Source organism: Paenibacillus sp. B2(2019) (genome assembly GCF_008370385.1).
GTDB lineage: Bacteria > Bacillota > Bacilli > Paenibacillales > Paenibacillaceae > Paenibacillus_AQ.
Map to the genome: position 1 here is coordinate 147,868 of NZ_VTZR01000021.1, position 16,174 is coordinate 164,041.

The 16,174-nt window shown below is 45.5% G+C and carries 12 protein-coding genes and 1 riboswitch; all 12 genes read left to right on the forward strand.

The genetic code is table 11. The annotated features are described in order from the left end of the window. Positions 1-4 precede the first annotated feature (4 nt). Positions 5-1,351 carry an O-antigen ligase family protein gene (locus PAENI_RS19830; RefSeq protein WP_149646462.1) on the forward strand — a complete coding sequence of 449 codons (1,347 nt, stop codon included), beginning with the start codon at positions 5-7 and terminating at the stop codon, positions 1,349-1,351. Then, positions 1,348-2,121, forward strand: a complete 774-nt coding sequence (locus PAENI_RS19835) for a WecB/TagA/CpsF family glycosyltransferase (protein WP_042124436.1) — start codon at positions 1,348-1,350, stop codon at positions 2,119-2,121. The genes PAENI_RS19830 and PAENI_RS19835 overlap by 4 nt, the downstream gene beginning before the upstream one ends. After that, positions 2,118-3,596, forward strand: coding sequence for an O-antigen ligase family protein (locus PAENI_RS19840; protein WP_149646463.1), 1,479 nt, complete (start codon positions 2,118-2,120; stop codon positions 3,594-3,596). The genes PAENI_RS19835 and PAENI_RS19840 overlap by 4 nt, the downstream gene beginning before the upstream one ends. Beyond that, positions 3,562-4,947, forward strand: a complete 1,386-nt coding sequence (locus PAENI_RS19845; RefSeq protein WP_149646464.1) for an oligosaccharide flippase family protein — start codon at positions 3,562-3,564, stop codon at positions 4,945-4,947. Before PAENI_RS19840 ends, PAENI_RS19845 begins: the two co-directional genes overlap by 35 nt. A gap of 26 nt (positions 4,948-4,973) precedes the next feature. Then, positions 4,974-5,831 (forward strand): glycosyltransferase family 2 protein, encoded by an 858-nt coding sequence (locus tag PAENI_RS19850; RefSeq protein ID WP_076283899.1) that lies wholly within the window; start codon positions 4,974-4,976, stop codon positions 5,829-5,831. Continuing rightward, a complete protein-coding gene (locus tag PAENI_RS19855; RefSeq protein WP_149646465.1) occupies positions 5,818-7,005 on the forward strand; it encodes a glycosyltransferase family 4 protein in 1,188 nt (395 codons plus the stop codon). Before PAENI_RS19850 ends, PAENI_RS19855 begins: the two co-directional genes overlap by 14 nt. Then, the gene (locus PAENI_RS19860) at positions 7,005-8,144 is read left to right on the forward strand and encodes a glycosyltransferase family 4 protein (RefSeq protein WP_149646466.1); all 1,140 of its coding nucleotides are present in this window, start codon (positions 7,005-7,007) and stop codon (positions 8,142-8,144) included. Before PAENI_RS19855 ends, PAENI_RS19860 begins: the two co-directional genes overlap by 1 nt. A 61-nt stretch (positions 8,145-8,205) precedes the next feature. Continuing rightward, positions 8,206-9,306: a glycosyltransferase gene (locus PAENI_RS19865; protein WP_036676592.1), complete on the forward strand. Its 1,101-nt coding sequence runs from the start codon at positions 8,206-8,208 to the stop codon at positions 9,304-9,306. A gap of 4 nt (positions 9,307-9,310) precedes the next feature. Next, positions 9,311-10,651, forward strand: coding sequence for a UDP-glucose dehydrogenase family protein (locus PAENI_RS19870; protein WP_149646467.1), 1,341 nt, complete (start codon positions 9,311-9,313; stop codon positions 10,649-10,651). A 696-nt stretch (positions 10,652-11,347) separates the two neighbouring features. Then, positions 11,348-12,721 carry a sugar phosphate nucleotidyltransferase gene (locus tag PAENI_RS19880; RefSeq protein ID WP_149646468.1) on the forward strand — a complete coding sequence of 458 codons (1,374 nt, stop codon included), beginning with the start codon at positions 11,348-11,350 and terminating at the stop codon, positions 12,719-12,721. A gap of 136 nt (positions 12,722-12,857) precedes the next feature. Continuing rightward, a riboswitch (cyclic di-GMP riboswitch) is annotated at positions 12,858-12,937 on the forward strand. Between the two features lie 12 nt (positions 12,938-12,949). Then, positions 12,950-14,500: a glycosyl hydrolase gene (locus tag PAENI_RS19885; protein ID WP_149646469.1), complete on the forward strand. Its 1,551-nt coding sequence runs from the start codon at positions 12,950-12,952 to the stop codon at positions 14,498-14,500. A gap of 153 nt (positions 14,501-14,653) precedes the next feature. Next, positions 14,654-16,174, forward strand: a complete 1,521-nt coding sequence (locus PAENI_RS19890) for a glycosyl hydrolase (protein WP_262495662.1) — start codon at positions 14,654-14,656, stop codon at positions 16,172-16,174.

Sequence of the window (16,174 nt, forward strand, 5' to 3'; positions counted from 1 at the left end):
TAACATGACAAATTTTGAGTGGGGCTCCAAATTAAATGTTTTGCCATACGGGATGCTCTATCTCATGTCGGCCCTGTTCTTTGGAACGGCGGTCATCTACCAGCCGATGATTGCGATAGCTGCCGTGCTTCTGATTATTTTGCTGGGAATCTCGATTTCACGGCCTGAACTGATCAGTTATTTCGTTCTAATCACGACGGCAATATCGATTAACTTCTTATATGACGGCAGCATGTTCGGAATGGAGATACTGTCACTTTATAAATTGGTTATCGTGATGCTGCTTGTTCCTTGTATTCTGGTCAATGGCTTGCGGTTTCGTCTGAGTCACCCCTTGTGGGCAATGGTAGCGCTGCTAGTGATTACCTTTGGATCTTCGATCTGGCTGCCGGAAATGACCTCATCCATTGCAGTTAAAGCTTTTATCGGTCTATCGATTCCATTCGTATTTTTATTAATTAACTGGAAAAAGAATGTAGCCGAGCTGCAAATCAAAATTATCTGTATGCTTCCCCTTGTTAGTGTAGTGGTTGGTTTGTTGCTGCAGCTTGCGCATGTTCATAATTTTCTCAACATCGAGTATACAGGCGCTGTACGGATTCAGGGGGCTAATATTCCTGCGCATCTAGCGATGCTGGCCTTTATGGGAGTAGCGATTCCATTTATAGAGGTGAAGCGGAATCCGCAGCAAGCACGCTTTTTCTATATCATGTTAGTTCTAAATTTCTTTATCTTGATTGGAACAGGAACAAGAGGGCCTATATTGGCACTTGGACTTACCGTTCTCTATTACTTCTATGATATTCTTCGCCAATATTTGAAGGGCAGAACCTATCTGCTAATTCCGTTAATGGGTGCATTTTTCCTGATTATGGTCGCCGTCTTCTGGCAGCTCGATAATTTTGAGAAACGTTCCTTTGAGAGACAGACAGATACGGCTGTAGATTTATCAGGAAGGTCGGAGGCATGGGAGTATTTCTTGAACAAAGCTGCAGATTCTCCTTGGTCTGGTAGAGGGCTTGGTGCGGTTACGGTAGCAAATGATGGAACATTGTACAAAGGTTTTGTGGTTCCGCACAACGAGTATATCCGCTTTTACTTCGATGGGGGATATATTGGCGCTATTCTGTTGATGTTCTCTTTATTGGCTGTGTTTATTCTGGTGTACAGAGCATTGGCTTCACCGATCAAACCTTATTATCTGTTATTTATTGCAGCGTTTTTAATCTACTCATTCTCCGATAACACGCTGTCGACGGTCCAATTTATTATTCCGTTCTGTTGGTACCTGAACTGCCTGTATCGATCTTCACAGCCAACCGATTCCCCACAAAAAGAAGTGATACGATGAATCAAGTGAATATGTTCGATGTCAATTTTGATAACTATGATTTCATGGATTTACTTGATTACATTGATAAAACCATTCAGGAGAGGAATCAGTCTTATATCCTCACTTGCAATGTAGATCATGTGATCAAGCTTCGTAAGGATAAAGAATTTCAAACGGTATATTCGAAGGCAGGGGCAGTTGTTGCTGACGGAATGCCACTGATCTGGGCATCCAAAATGCTAGGCAAGCCGCTTAAGCAGAAGGTATCCGGCGCGGATCTATTTAATCGATTGGGCAACGCCTTTGAGCAAAGGAAGTACCGGCTGTTCTTCTTAGGCTCAGCTGAAGGCGTGGCGGAACGGGCAGCAATGAATCTAAAAACAGCGCATCCCGGAATAAATGTGGTTGGCTGTTATTCTCCATCCTATGGATTCGAGCACAATGAGGAGGAGAATGAACGCATTATAGAAATGCTGACAGAGTGCCAGCCAGATATCGTGTTTGTTGGTGTAGGAGCGCCTAAGCAAGAAAAGTGGATTTATCGCCACTATACCTCTTATCAAGCTCCGATATCGATCGGAGTGGGAGCGACCTTTGATTTTCTGTCAGGCTCAGTGAAACGAGCACCTAGCTTCATGCAAAAAACAGGGTTCGAATGGTTCTGGCGGCTTAGCCAGGAGCCGGGCCGGCTCTGGAAAAGATATCTTGTGGACGATGCACAATTTCTACTTTTATTACTTAAGGAACTGCGTAAGCGGGATAAGGTGAAGGAAGGAGGCTTGGAATGAGTGTATTTACGCCCCCATCACTTAGGTTCATCAAGACAGTTGGATTAATAGGGGGGACTGCTGCTGTAGTTGTCTCTCTTCCGCTGATCATCGGCTTCTCCAGTGCGATGCTGAGTTCATCGAACAGTCTGCAGGGAGCCATTCTCTCAGCCATCCTATTCCCAGCTTTCTTGTTAGCCATACTTAGACCGAAAATGCTGGTTGCTTATACCTTGCTAATCTGGGCCGTAGCTCCAGAGCTGCGCCGCATTGCTGACTGGTCAGAAGGAGTGTATCACTCTGTATCCTTGCTGAGCTTAGCTCCCTTGTTAACCGGTGTAACCTTGATCATTCCGCTGCTGAAGGAGATTCATAATATTCAAAAAGCCTCCACGCGGATCATGTTAATGTTCGCAGTAGCGCTGGGTTATGGTGCTTTAATCGGTTTGGCTAAGAATGGCATGGGCTCAGTTTATGACTTAGCGAATTATATTGTGCCACTGCTGTTAGTGCCGTACTTTGCCGTCACGAAGTTCAAGCCGAAGGATATTGATCGATTGCTTACCGCTTTTGCCAATATTGCAGTCCTAGTTGCCATTTACGGGATTGTTCAGTATTTGACGGTGCCACCTTGGGATGTGTTCTGGATGAAACATGCGGATATGATGTCCATCGGAAATCCATATCCATTGGAAATCCGAGTGTTCTCTACGCTGAATTCGCCCGGACCGGCTGCAACATTCTTGGCGTTTGCTTTAGTTCCGATGATACTGGAGAAAAAATGGCGGGGAACATTGCGCTGGATCGGCGTTCTGCTAGTTGTAATCTGCCTGCTGACTACTTTAGTACGTGCGGCATGGCTGATACTTCTGGTGATGCTGCTCATGTACATTGGAACCTCTTCTTCTAAGGGAAAGTGGAAAACCTTGATCCAATTAGTTTTTGTGGCTGCTGCGTTGTTCTGGGTTGTGCCGAAATTGCCAGGTGCCGAAGGACTGGTTGCTCGGGTAGAGACACTTTCTTCTGTTCAAGAAGATCACTCTTATAATGAACGGCTAAGCTTATGGCAAAACATGCTGCCGATGGTCGCCGCCAATCCAGTAGGTCAGGGAATTGGTAGTGTAGGCCAAGGGACTAAGCTTGGTAATGACGGCGAGCTTGGAGAGTACGGAATTATGGATAACGGAGTTATCGCTTTACTGCTTACCTTTGGTGTTCTGGGTGCTGTTTTCTTCTTCGGAGCTTTAGGCGCAGTTGTCAAACAGATATTCGCTAGAGTAATCAGCAGGGACCAATTGCAGCCATATGCCCGACTTGCTCTTGCTACTTGGACCGGTGCGATAGTCAGTTTGGTATCAGATAATGGGTTTCCCGGACTCAAGGGATACTTAATCTGGATGCTGATCGGTCTTGGCCTCAGCGCAAGGGAGATCACACAAAGTAGAAGGAAGGGAACACCGTATGCAGCAGTTGAATGCAAAATCTCTCCCCGCTAGAACAATCTGGTCATCTTTTAGATTGTTCGCCAAGAGCAAGGACAACAGCTCGGCAGCCGTAAAAACTATGTTTGTCAGTGTCATGATCCTATTGATTAACATGTTAACTGGTGTACTGACCGCCCGTTATCTTGGACCGACAGGTCGTGGGGAACAGACGGCAATGATTAACTGGTCACAGTTTCTGGCCTTTAGCATGAGCTTTGGCATTCCTTCAGCTCTCATCTATAACGCTAAGAAAAACCCGGATGATGCCGGAGTGCTTTATCGTATGGCATTGCTGCTCGGTACCATTTTTGGGGTCATAGCGATGATTATAGGTATCGTGGTCTTGCCTTATTGGCTGAAATCCTTCAGTCCGGAGGTCGTGACCTTTGCTCAGTGGTCTATGATTCTGTGTCCGATTATAGTGATCTCTCAAATTAACAATGCAGCTTTTCAATTCAGAGGTGAATACAAGAGGTTTAATTGGATTCGCTATCTAGTGCCGTTGCTTACACTGACGATGATCGGGATATTGATCGCGCTGGATCAGATGAATCCATTTACAACTGCAGTTGCCTATCTTCTTCCTGGAGCGCCGCTGTTTATCGGAATGACGATTTCCTTGCTTCGTACCTATAAGGTGAAGATGAGAGGGGCCTATCAGAATTTAAAAAGATTGTTTACTTACGGACTTGGTTCCTACGGCAACGACTTGCTTGGCAATTTCTCTACCTATATCGATCAGATCGTAATTGCCGGTTTGTTAAGACCTGCTGATCTGGGGCTGTATGTAGTGGCTGTGAGTCTATCACGAATGGTTAATTTTTTCTCAAGCTCAATTACGATCGTGTTGTTTCCTAAGGCTTCTGAGCTGTCAAAGGAACAGGCAGTTGAGTTAACATTCAAAGCCTTCCGAATAAGTACGACCTTCACCATGCTTGGCGGAGTAGTCCTGATGCTCTTAGCCCCTTTAGTAATTCCGTTGATGTACGGCAAAGACTTCAATGCGGCATTAACCGTGTTTCGCTTGTTGCTCCTTGAAGTGACCATTAGCGGAGGGACGATCATTCTGGCACAGGCCTTTATGGCGCTAGGGAAGCCGAAAATTGTTTCGATGCTTCAAGGTTTTGGCTTACTCTTGGTTATCCCAATGTTGTTCCTGCTCATCCCTAAGTTTGGCTTACTCGGAGCAGGGATAGCGATGCTGTCATCAGCAATCCTGCGATTCTTCTTCATTGTTCTCAATATAAAGTACACCTTAAAAGTTAAACTACCCCGGCTGCTCATTACCCGGGAGGACATCCAGTGGATGAAGACGACGATGAATTCTTACATTCGCAAGAAACCGATGGATATGAATGGATAATGCGAAAGACAAAGGAGGAAACCTTCATGGATTCAGTAAAAAGCGTGGTAGGCGGCCAAAACAATTATCCAATATCGGCTGTCATCATCGCTCAGGATGACGAAGTTCGAATATCTAAGGCCATACAATCCTGCAGGTTATTCGCCGACGAGGTGATTGTGATTGACGGAGGCAGCAAAGACGGGACAGTTCAGCTTTCCGAAAGCTTGAATTGTCGTGTATACGTCAACCCATGGCCCGGATATGCGAAACAGAGGGAATTCGGAGTAGAACGCGCGGTTCATGATTGGGTCTTCCTTATTGATACTGACGAAGTGGTCAGCGACGAGTTGGCCGCAAGTATTCTTGAACTGAAACCGGGGCTTATGGATCAATCGGTTGCCTATTCTATCTACCGGATCGGTGATTTTATGGGCAGATGGCTGGATCGTGGCGAATATCTAGTGCGCCTTTACAACCGCAAAGCGTATGGAATTCGAAACAGCTTGGTTCACGAGATGCCCGAGGTCTCTGAAGAGCGAACCATACGTTTGACAGGAACCCTCTGGCATTATGGTTACCGCAGTATTAACGATCATGTGGCACGTTTCAATAAGTATACTGACTTGGAAGCTGAAAGTGCGTATGCCAAGGGCAAACGATTTCGGGTCAGTCATCTGCTGTTAAGACCACCAGCCCGTTTCCTGCAAAAGTATTTCTTACACGGGTTGTTCAAGAAGGGAATGTCAGGTTTCGGTGTATCCGTATTCTGGGTCATGTATGAATTCATGGTCGGCTTCAAGCATTACGAATTAATTAGATCGGGAAAGCTGACTCAGCACAATGCGAAGACGAGTCAGACCGAGAAGGAGAATAAAGGAGAGAGAAGCTATGCCGTACAGTGACGGATTGAACATTATGACGACAGGCCTTAGCTGGCCGTCGCTACAGCCGGGTGGGCTTAACACGTATTTCAAATCCGTTTGCGAGCAACTCTCCTCACGTAATCGGGTGCATGCGCTGATTTGCAGTCAAGAGACGCCTGCTACCCCTGAGGAATTGATTATTCACAATGCCGGAGATCCAAAAGATGGGATCTGGAAACGTAAGGATGCTTTCCAGCGTAAGGCGGCCGATCTGATGGGAGAGGGCAGTGGCCGTATAGATATTTTATACACTCACTTTGCTCCTTATGGTATTGGTCCAGCCCTGGAAGCAAAGAAACGTGGGATTCCTGTAGTGATGACTTTTCATGGCCCATGGAATGAAGAAATGAAAATCGAAGGTCAAGGCATTAAGCACCGGTTCAAAACAACCATCGCCAAATCCATTGAACATAGAGCCTATAAACTAGCGGATAAGTTCATCGTGCTTAGTGAGACGTTCCGGGATATTCTCCATAAGCTGCACGGAGTGCCTCTCCACAAAATTATAGTGATTCCAGGAGCAGCTAATGTGGAACGTTTTATTCCCGCTACGAATCGATTGGCGATTCGCCGAAGCTTAAATTTACCTGAGGGAGCAACAACCGTGCTGACTGTCCGACGGTTGGTCAACCGGATGGGATTACTACAGCTGCTTGAAGCCTGGAAGCAAGTTGCGGAGCGTTTCCCGAATGCAATTCTGCTGATTGGTGGTAAAGGGCCGTTGCGGGGAGAACTGGAAGAAAAGATCGCCGACTATGGCTTAAGCAATAAGGTAAGACTGCTAGGCTACATTCCCGATCATGAGCTAGCCTCTTATTATCAGGCAGCGGATATGTTCGTGGTTCCCTCACAGGCATTGGAGGGCTTTGGTTTAATTACCGTTGAAGCTTTATCTTCAGGATTGCCAGTGATGGCTACACCGATTGGCGGCAATAAGGAAATTTTGCAAGGCTTCCGGCCGGAGTTGCTATTTAAGAGTTCAAGTAGCGACCACATGGCCGAAGGCATGATCCATATGCTCAGCAATCGAAAACTGCTTCCGAGCCGGGATGAATGTAGAGAACATGTACTGGAGAGATATACCTGGGAGCATGTTACGGATCAAGTAGAATCCGTGTTCCTACAAGCCTTAGGAGAGGAGGTGACCACGTAATGCTTAGAGTGGCTTATATAGATCACACTGCTAAATGGAGTGGTGGAGAAGTTGCCCTGTTTAACATCCTTACCCATATTGGAGAACAGATCGATCCACTGGTAATCCTGGCTGAGGATGGTGCCCTGGCTGAACGGTTACGTGAAAAAGGGATGGATGTCCGTATTATTCCGCTGGATGAGAGCATCAGAAGTCGTGGTAGAAATGCAGTCAACTTGGGAGCACCTGCTGCAGCCTTCAAGCTGTTGGCTTATGGCCGCAAGCTTGCGCCGCTTTTAAAAGCGGAGAAGGTAGATTGCGTGCACACCAATTCCCTGAAATCTGCATTATACGGAGCCATCGCTGCAAAAATAGCGGGCGTTCCATTGATCTGGCACATCCGGGATCATATTGGAGCTCCTTATTTAAAGCCAATCGTTGCCAAAGGAATTCGTTTGCTGTCGCGTCTGCTCCCAAATGGAGTCATCGCAAATTCACATTCTACGCTGAATGCTTTGGAGTTGCCGCGTTCGAAAAAAACGCTGGTCGTATACTCCGCTTTCGCTAAAGCGATTGGTAATGGGATCGGCATGCGGGACCAGAAGGATTTTAACGTACTGCTAGTTGGTCGATTGGCGCATTGGAAAGGTCAGCATATTGTGCTGGAAGCCGCAAAAAGCTTTAAGAACGAACCTCGTGTGAAATTCTGGCTGGCCGGAGACGCTCTGTTTGGAGAAGAGGCTTATAAGCAGGAATTGCTGCAAAAGATAAACAACGACGAGCTTACTAATGTAAGCATGCTAGGGCATGTGGATGATATTCAAGGCCTTATGAATACTGCTGATTTACTGATTCACACTTCGGTAACTCCTGAGCCTTTTGGCCAAGTTATCGTTGAAGGAATGGCAGCGGGATTGCCGGTGATCGCCTCCAATGAAGGCGGGCCGGTAGAAATTGTAGTTCAAGGTGAGACAGGGCTACTGATAGAGCCTGGTGACGCGGCGATACTGGCAGACTCCATTAAATGGATGCTGGATCACCCAGAGGAAAGACGGCGGATGGCGGACAATGGGATGAAACGAGTGAAAGAGCATTTTGTTATCGAGAATACGGTCAAGGACATCGTTGACTACTATAAAGGTTTGTTGGCGGGCACCTGACAGATGATATGACGCGGTAATTCTGAAGATGATGCTCCATAAAACTTTGAGGATGATTCACATGAAAATTGCGATAGCGCATGATTACTTAATCCAAATGGGCGGCGCGGAAAGAGTGGTGGAAGTCTTTCATCACATGTATCCCGAGGCTCCAATCTATACAACGGTTTTTAACGGAAGCCGCCTTACTGACAATCTCAAAGATGCGGATATCCGTGCCTCCTGGCTGCAAAAGATTCCGGGGGTAAAGACCAATTTTAAAGGGGTGCTGCCACTTTATCCAATGGCCATCCGTGATTTGGACTTTCGCGGTTTCGATATCGTCCTGAGTTCCAGCAGTGCTTTTATGAAAAGTATTCAAGTTCCTAAACATACGTTTCATCTTTGTTACTGCCATACGCCTATGCGCTTCGCATGGGATTATGACACCTATATGGAACGTCAGTCGAATTCCGGGCTGTTCAAGAAAATGCTTAAGGTATACATGCAGCAGCTCAAAACGTGGGACCAGCGAACTTCCAAAAATGTGAATCAGTTCGTAGCCAATTCATCAGTAGTGAAGACGAGGATTCAGAATTATTATCACCGGGATGCAGATGTCATATTTCCACCGATTAATACAGCCCGGTTTACAAGCTCTTCAACCATTGGTGACTATTATTTAATTGTCTCCCGGCTTGTTTCCTACAAGCGGATTGATCTGGCAGTAGAGGCTTTTAACCGTAACGGACTTAAGCTTTATATCGTAGGGGATGGACCAGATCGCAAGCGTCTCGAAGGCATGGCTAAGGATAATGTATCGTTTCTGGGCCGGCTAGAAGATGAGCAAGTGACTGGAATGATGGCACAGTGTAGAGCGTTCATTTTTCCAGGAGAAGAGGACTTTGGAATTACACCGCTGGAAGCGAACGCTGCAGGAAGACCGGTAATTGCTTATCAAGCAGGTGGGGCACTAGATACTATTATTCCTTATGTAAATGGTGTGTTCTTTCAGCATCAAGAAGTGGAGGATCTACTTAAGGCTATTTATGAGGTAGAGTCCTACGCTTGGGATATCGATCAAATCATGGAGCATGCACGTAAATTCGATGAGCAGGCGTTTATGGTTAAGTTCAAGCAGTATGTTGAGCAGGCCTACGTCAATTTTCTAAAAGGAGGATGATTGTATGAAGCTGACAGTAATCGGTACTGGGTATGTGGGTCTTGTCTCTGGCGTGTGCTTTGCACTGGGCGGACATCATGTCATCTGTGTGGATAAGGACGAGGAAAAGATTAAGAAGCTGAAACAGATGGAATCGCCCATCTATGAGCCGGGAATCGAGGAACTGATTGAACTGAATCTTCGTGAGGAACGGTTATCTTTTTCTGCAGATCTTCAAGAGTCGGTGCGCCGTTCAGATATTATCATTCTTGCTGTAGGTACGCCATCATTGCCTAACGGTGAAGCTGACTTAACCTACATTGAGGGTGCAGCCGCTGAAATCGCTAAAGCGATGGAAGGGCACAAGATTATAATGACTAAATCTACAGTTCCCGTAGGGACAAATGAGAAAATCTCCAAAATGCTCTCTAAGTTTACCCATCATTCTTTTGATATCGTGTCTGCTCCCGAGTTTTTACGTGAAGGGTCAGCGATTCGCGATACCCTCCATCCCGACAGAATTGTCATTGGTCTTGATAATCCAGAGCTGGAACCAACCATGCGTGAGCTTCATAAGGGTTTCACAGAAAATGTATTTGTAACAGATATACGCAGTGCTGAAATGATCAAATATGCTTCGAATGCATTTTTGGCCACGAAGATTTCCTTTATTAATGAGATCGCCAATATTTGTGAAAAAGTGGGAGCTGATGTAACCGAGGTAGCACAAGGAATGGGTATGGACCAAAGAATCGGGTCATCCTTCCTGCAGGCTGGTATCGGTTATGGAGGCTCCTGTTTCCCGAAAGACACTAATGCGCTCATTCAAATTGCGGGTAACGTCGATTACGAATTCAAATTATTGAAATCTGTAGTCGAAGTGAACAAGGGACAACGGTTTATGATCATCTCCAAGCTCCATGAATCACTTGGCAGCCTGCGCGGTGCGACGATTGGGATATGGGGGCTTGCTTTCAAGCCTAATACTGATGATGTCCGCGAAGCTCCAGCCAGAGAGATTGTTGAGGCACTGGTGGCTGAAGGGGCAACAGTCAAACTATATGATCCAATTGCAGCTACAAATTTCAGGCAGCAATACGATCATCCGCAGCTTCGCTGGTGCAATCTGCCAGAGGAAGCGGCTGAGGGCAGCGACGCCGTATGCCTCCTGACTGATTGGAGCCTACTCAAGGAGATTGATCTGCATCAGTTGGCGAAAAGCATGCGTAATGGGGTATTGATCGATGGACGCAACGTGTATTCCAAGGAGCAAATCGAGGGTACCGGCCTCGTTTATCATTCTGTCGGCCGCCCGCAGATGGGTGGATTGAGTGGTTATTCTGCTAGTGTGGCTGGAGCGGTTTAATCTAAGTTATATGGATTGAACTTGTGATTTTTCTATTTAGGGATGAGACGTGACTCCATAGAATGTTTGGACTTCCGGCCGCTGTTGTCTGCAGATTTCCTGATTTTAACCGCTAATAGCGGTAGAAATCCGCAGACAAAGGCGGACGCTATCGCTCCTCCAGTTCCAAAATTCTCCTCCGCCACTTCGTTCCCTTATCTTAAGTTTCTAAGCAATTTATATAGTTAGTGTACTCTGATTGTTTATCGCAGTAGCAGTAGCACTTATAGTTGTCATCGTCTTTGTCTCCGTGGTGGCAACTAGCCTTGCTCTTGCCGTTGTTCTTGCAGTTGCTGCTGCTGCCTCCCCCGGAGCAGAAGCAAATCTTTAGAAAAACGTGCTTGCTTCCGGCTGGTACAGCCCGGTACGCACGGATCAAGTATTAAGAAGAAGTTGGTTAGGTAAAGAACGGAAAGGGAATTTGGAACTGTAGAAACGGAGTGTTCGCCTTTATCCTCGGATTTCTACCGCTGGCGGCGGTTCAAATCAGGAAATCTGAGGATAACAGCGATCGGAAGTCCAAAATCCCTTGGAGTGGTTCATACCTAATAAATTTTTTTAAAAATGCATCCGCTCGAACTAAGGCTAAGCGGAAGCTATACGTTTTGATAACAATTCAATTATGCTCATTTCCATATATTAAGGAGGGTTCATTCTATGAAAATGGTACTTCTATCAGGCGGTTCAGGTAAACGGTTATGGCCGTTGTCCAACGACTCACGTTCAAAGCAATTTCTAAAGGTACTTGAAAGCCCTCAAGGTGAACCAGAATCCATGGTACAACGTGTCTGGAGACAGCTGGAGGAAGCAGGGATGGCAGAATCATCTTATCTGGCCACCGGCCGCGGCCAAGTAGAAATGATACAAAGCCAACTGGGAAGTCATGTGCCGATTATCGTTGAACCGGAGCGTCGGGATACTTTTCCGGCTATCGCCTTAACAGCTACCTATCTTTATTCAGTGGCAGGTGTTTCTCCAGCGGAAACGGTAGCAATATTGCCTGTTGATCCTTATGTAGAAGCATCCTTTTTCGATACCATAGCTATGCTTGAGGGGACCATGCTGGAAAGTGGAGCAAATTTGGCACTAATGGGTGTTGTTCCTGAACATGCCTCAGAGAAATACGGATATATTATTCCTACCACCGAAGAGGCGGGGGGAAATGGTTTTATGAAGGTGAGTCACTTTCAAGAGAAACCAGAACGTATACAAGCAGAACAGCTCATCGAGCAAAATGCATTGTGGAATTGTGGAGTGTTTGCCTTCCGCTTAGGGTACTTGTTAGATATTTTGCAGCGTAAAGGGTTGCCTTTAGGATATGAAGAATTGCAGAAGCAGTATAAGCTATTGTCTTCCATCAGCTTTGATTATGAAGTGGTGGAGAAAGAAGAACATATTGTAGTACAGCCGTATGATGGATTCTGGAAGGATCTTGGAACGTGGAATACGCTGACAGAGGAAATGAGCAGCAAGCATGTAGGAAAAGGTTTTGTAACGGCGGATTCTGAGGGGACTTGCTTGATTAATGAGCTGGATATTCCGATCACGGTAATTGGTGCGAAGGATCTGATCATTGCGGCTAGCCCGGATGGGATTCTAGTTACCCATAAAGCTGAGAGCCCACGGATTAAAGAAGTGCTGAAGACCTTTGAACAAAGACCGATGTACGAGGAACGCCGCTGGGGCCATTACAAAGTTATTGATTATGTGAAATATGATGAAGGCAATGAAGTGCTGACCAAACGGATTTTTATATCCGAGGGGAATAATATCAGCTATCAATTACATCGCAAGCGTAGTGAAATTTGGACAATCGTCAGCGGCGAAGCAAGTATTGTGCTGAATGAGAAAAAACATAATGTGAAGGCTGGGGACGTGGTACGTATACCGGAAGGAACGAAGCACGCGATCCTTGCTTTGACGGATGTCGAGTTTATAGAGGTACAGACGGGTTCTGAATTAGTAGAAGAAGATAACATTCGTATTACTTTAGACTGGAATGATATAGAACTACAACAATTCATTTCATAGGTCTAACCTATCTATATAACCAATCCAAAATTTCTTGAAACAGGTAAATTGACTCAATTATCAAAAAAAGTCATAAAAACACTAAATATATCATTAATTGTCGTCGATACTTACGGTAAGAGAGATTATTTCTCTTAAATTGAAAAGGCAAACCTATCGAAAGGTAGGGACGCAAAGCTATAGGGCCTTCGAAAGAGTGGCAGCCTGGCTACCGAAAGGGAGATTATTTTGAAAGCTTACCGTACGTATCGATTATTTGGCGCATTTCTGTCACTCGTCTTGTTTCTGACTGCACTTCCGCTTACTGTTGGAATTTCGCCGTCTGTTGTCATAGCTGCTTCAAATTCTGGAACGCCAGTTACCCCAGGAGCCTCACCTGAAGCCGTAAAGCTGCTTAACTATTTTTACTCGATCTCAGGAAAAGGTATTATTGCTGGTCAACATGACTATTTAGAAAGTCCAGATGAAATTAACAATATGCTGAAGGGGACCAGCGGACAATATGCCGCTCTTCACGGTTATGAACTGGGCGCGATCAGCGGTCAGTCAGAAGGAACGATGGCCTGGCAGCGTCAAAATGTGGTGAACAGCGCCATCAACTGGAATAAAGCGGGCGGGATCGTAGCTATGACTTTTCATGCTAACCTGCCGGGCACCTCTTATGACTGGGATAATGTGAAAAAAACACTTAGTCAGAATGAGTTCGATAGTTACGTTACACCGGGTACCAAGCAATATAACAATCTGATCGCTGAACTTGATAAGGTGGCAGTCTCTTTAAAAAGCTTGCGCGATGCCAATGTTCCGGTGCTTTGGAGACCCTATCATGAAATGAACGGGAACTGGTTCTGGTGGGGGAAGAAAAATAACTTTTCTAAACTTTGGAATATTATGTATGACCGTTTTGTTAACGTTCATAAATTAAATAATTTGTTATGGGTATGGAGTCCAAATGCTCCCAATGTTTGGTCAGATCCTTATGCGCTAACTTATCCAGGTGCTGATAAAGTAGATATTCTGGCAGCAGATATATACGAAAATGATTACCAGCAAAAATACTATGACAGCTTGTTGAGTCTAGCCGCAGGCAAACCGATTGCGATCGGGGAGAATGGTGAAATGCCTAATCTGGAGAAGCTTCAGCAATCACAAAGTAAATGGACGTATATGATGAGCTGGGGAAAAATGCTTTACGAGAATAACAGTGCAGATACAATTAAAACATTTATGAATAGCAACTATACCCTGACCAGAGATAAATTAAATACTGGTCTGGCACCGACACCTAGCGCTGCACCAGCGCCGGCACCTCCCGAAGAAGAGGGTGAGGCAGCCATTCCTCTTGCGAAGGGGCTTTCAGGAGAATATTACAACAACATACAGCTATCGGGAGCAGCAGCTCTTACTAGAACTGATGCAATTATCGATTTCAATTGGCGGCAAGGATCGCCGGATGCCGCCCTCGGGGTTGATCGTTTCTCCATACGTTGGAGCGGTAAAATTAAGCCATTATATGATGAGCAATATACATTTTACACTACCTCAGATGATGGCATCCGTGTCTGGGTGAATGGGCAATCCGTGATTGATAGTTGGACTAAGCAAAGTGGTACTGAGCGTAAGGGGAATATAACGCTGAAGGCTGGTCAGCTATACGATATCAAGGTGGAGTATTACGAAAATGAAGGCGATGCGAGAGTCCGCTTGATGTGGGAAAGTGCTAGTCAAGCTAAAGAGACAGTTCCAGCAAGTGCACTTTATCTTCCGGATGTCTCCTGATTGATGAAAATTAAAGGTCGATCCTTAGTGGCTCTGCGTTATTGCAGAGCTACTAAGCTATAGTCCTCATTAGGTCAGAAGACGATTGTCCGATAACAGGTATGTTTATTTAGCACCTGTGGAGGCAGTACAGCTACCGAAAGGAGGATTTATTTGCGTAAATATTATAAGCAAAGCAGATTGTTGTTTACTATATTACCGGTGTTTATTATTTTTTCCTTGCTGCCTTGGGGAGAGGTTAAGAGTCTTCCGAAGGCTATGAGTGTTTCTTCCTCTCTTCCTCCGGCTATACCAAGCAATCCATCAGCTTCTGAAGAAGCCAAGCAACTGCTGAGTAATTTGGTGAATCTACGTGGCAAAGGAATCCTGTCTGGCCAGCATGATTATCTAGAAAGTCCAGATGAACTGGTTCATAAGCTGAAGAATACATCGGGACAAAATGCCGTTCTACATGGTTATGAATTGGGGGCAATTAATAATCAACCCGAAGGGACGATCGCAGAACAGCGACAAGCTGTTATAGACAGTGCAATGGAGTGGTATCAAGAGGGTGGCATTGTAGCCATGACATTCCATCAGAGTTTGCCGGGGACTTCTCCGGAATGGTCCAATGTAAACAGAAATCTCAGTCAAGAGAAGTTTAATGCTTATGTTACGCCTGGGACGGCTCAGTATAAGAGTCTAATCTCTGATCTAGACGAGATCGCTGGCTATTTGGGACAGCTGCGTGATGCCGGAGTTCCAGTCTTATGGCGACCTTACCATGAAATGAATGGCGGTTGGTTTTGGTGGGGGAAAAAGGACAATTTTTCAGCGCTTTGGAATATTGTCTATGATCGTTTTGTAAACACACACAAGCTGAATAATCTACTGTGGGTGTGGAATCCGAATGCGCCGAATGAATGGGCAGATCCTTATGCTGCATATTATCCCGGTGCGGATAAACTCGATGTTCTGGCTGCGGATATCTACAATAACGATTATAAGCAGTCCTACTATGAGGATCTGCTCGCACTGGCCGAAGGTAAACCTATCGGAATCGGGGAGAGCGGACAGCTGCCGAACCCGGATGTATTAACTGAGAAACAAAATAAATGGGTCTATATGATGACCTGGGGAAAATTACTGACAGAAAATAATACGCTACAGTCAATTAAAAGCTTTATGAATGACTCGTTTATAGTATCGAGAGAGGATTACGTTCTCACAACAGGAGGCCCTTCGATAGCACCGGTAATCCCGGTAACTCCAACGGGTTTAACTGGAGAATACTATAACAATACTGATTTAGAGGGAGAAGCGGTACTTATCCGCGATGATCGTAAGATTGATTTTAATTGGCATGGCGGGTCACCTGCACAGGAGATAGATGAAGATCATTTTTCTGTTCGCTGGAAAGGGAAGCTCAAACCCAAATTCAGTGAAAAATATACGATTTCGGCATCCTCTGATGATGGAGTCCGTGTCTGGATTGACGGAAAGCTGATCATCGATAATTGGAAAAATCAAAGTGCAACCCTTCATAAAGGAAGTATCCCGCTCACAGCCGGAACACTTTATGATATCCAAATTGAATATTATGAGAATGAAGGAGATGCTAATCTTCGCTTGCTGTGGGAGAGTTCCAGCCAGAAGCAGCAGGTGATTCCACAAGGGGCATTGTTCCTTCCTTAA

Bases quoted from the DNA above. Each gene is read 5' to 3' on its own strand.
- PAENI_RS19830 (WP_149646462.1), top strand. From the start codon at position 5: ATGACAAATTTTGAGTGGGGCTCCAAATTAAATGTTTTGCCATACGGG.
- PAENI_RS19835 (WP_042124436.1), top strand. From the start codon at position 1,348: ATGAATCAAGTGAATATGTTCGATGTCAATTTTGATAACTATGATTTC.
- PAENI_RS19840 (WP_149646463.1), top strand. From the start codon at position 2,118: ATGAGTGTATTTACGCCCCCATCACTTAGGTTCATCAAGACAGTTGGA.
- PAENI_RS19845 (WP_149646464.1), top strand. From the start codon at position 3,562: ATGCAGCAGTTGAATGCAAAATCTCTCCCCGCTAGAACAATCTGGTCA.
- PAENI_RS19850 (WP_076283899.1), top strand. From the start codon at position 4,974: ATGGATTCAGTAAAAAGCGTGGTAGGCGGCCAAAACAATTATCCAATA.
- PAENI_RS19855 (WP_149646465.1), top strand. From the start codon at position 5,818: ATGCCGTACAGTGACGGATTGAACATTATGACGACAGGCCTTAGCTGG.
- PAENI_RS19860 (WP_149646466.1), top strand. From the start codon at position 7,005: ATGCTTAGAGTGGCTTATATAGATCACACTGCTAAATGGAGTGGTGGA.
- PAENI_RS19865 (WP_036676592.1), top strand. From the start codon at position 8,206: ATGAAAATTGCGATAGCGCATGATTACTTAATCCAAATGGGCGGCGCG.
- PAENI_RS19870 (WP_149646467.1), top strand. From the start codon at position 9,311: ATGAAGCTGACAGTAATCGGTACTGGGTATGTGGGTCTTGTCTCTGGC.
- PAENI_RS19880 (WP_149646468.1), top strand. From the start codon at position 11,348: ATGAAAATGGTACTTCTATCAGGCGGTTCAGGTAAACGGTTATGGCCG.